This window comes from Cryobacterium sp. Y57 (assembly GCF_002929505.1).
Lineage (GTDB): Bacteria > Actinomycetota > Actinomycetes > Actinomycetales > Microbacteriaceae > Cryobacterium.
The window spans coordinates 1-1,034 of sequence record NZ_PJJL01000001.1 but is presented as its reverse complement, the minus strand read 5'-3'; the positions used below and the strand labels follow the sequence as shown (position 1 = coordinate 1,034).

1 protein-coding gene is annotated in these 1,034 nt (G+C 59.3%); it reads right to left on the bottom strand.

What is annotated here, in order from left to right; translation table 11 throughout:
* Window positions 1–1,034, bottom strand: a 1,034-nt coding sequence (locus CXY72_RS00005) for a glutathione-independent formaldehyde dehydrogenase (RefSeq protein WP_233197556.1), incomplete at both ends; no start/stop codon positions are given.

Sequence of the window (1,034 nt, the reverse complement as noted above, 5' to 3'; positions counted from 1 at the left end):
ACGGCAATCAGGTCGCGCAGTTGCCGATTATATTTCTTCACCGGGCATTGGCCGCTGCCCATGCTCTGGCCTTTGAGCCACTGCAGGCCGTAGTCAATAGCAAGCTTGCCCTGTTTGGCGTTCTCGTCGAAGCCGCCGGGATCCGCCGGCAGAAAGACACCGACTACGCCGATGCCCCCGGTGATGCGCACGGACTGGATCAGCCGGTTCAAAGTCATGGCAGGATCCTCGGTGCCCTGGGGGTCGTGGGCCTGATAGCCGACGCATTCACATCCCCGGTCAGCGCCGATACCCTTGGTCTGGTCCAATACGAATTGCACCGGGTCCGTCTTTGAGTCATCAACGGCGATCGCGCCGATCTGCTCGGCCAGGGCCAGCCGGTCGGGGCGTCGGTCCACAACCCAGACTTTACTGGCGCCCTTGATCGTGGCAGACAGGGCAGCCATCAGCCCGACCGGACCAGCACCGTAGATCACGACCGTGTCACCGGGGATAACGCCGGCCATCTCGGTAGCGTGGTAGCCGGTAGGGAAGATGTCCGAGAGCATCACGTAATCGTTTTGCTTTTCTACGGCATCTTCACCCAGGCGCAAGCAGTTGCTGTCGCCGTAGGGCACACGCAGCATTTGGGCCTGCCCGCCGGGGTACGGACCCATGCCAGCAAAGCCGTAGGCGGCGCCAGCACCGACGGGATCGGGTTGAGTGGTCATGCAATAGTTGGTGAAACCACGTTCGCAATTCTTGCAAAACCCGCAAGAAATATTGAACGGCAACACGACGTGCTCGCCGACCTTGACCGCATCGACGCCGTTACCGACCTCGATGACCTCGCCCATGTTTTCGTGGCCAAACGTGCGTCCAGTCTCGAAATTGGTGCGTCCCTCATACATATGCAGGTCTGAACCGCAAATATTTGTCGCCGTGATGCGCACGAGAACGTCAGTGGGGCGTTCGATCTTGGCATCTGGAACTTCTTCCACGGCGACCTCATTGGGTCCTTTGTAAACGACTGCTTTCATTTTTTCACTCCCTGA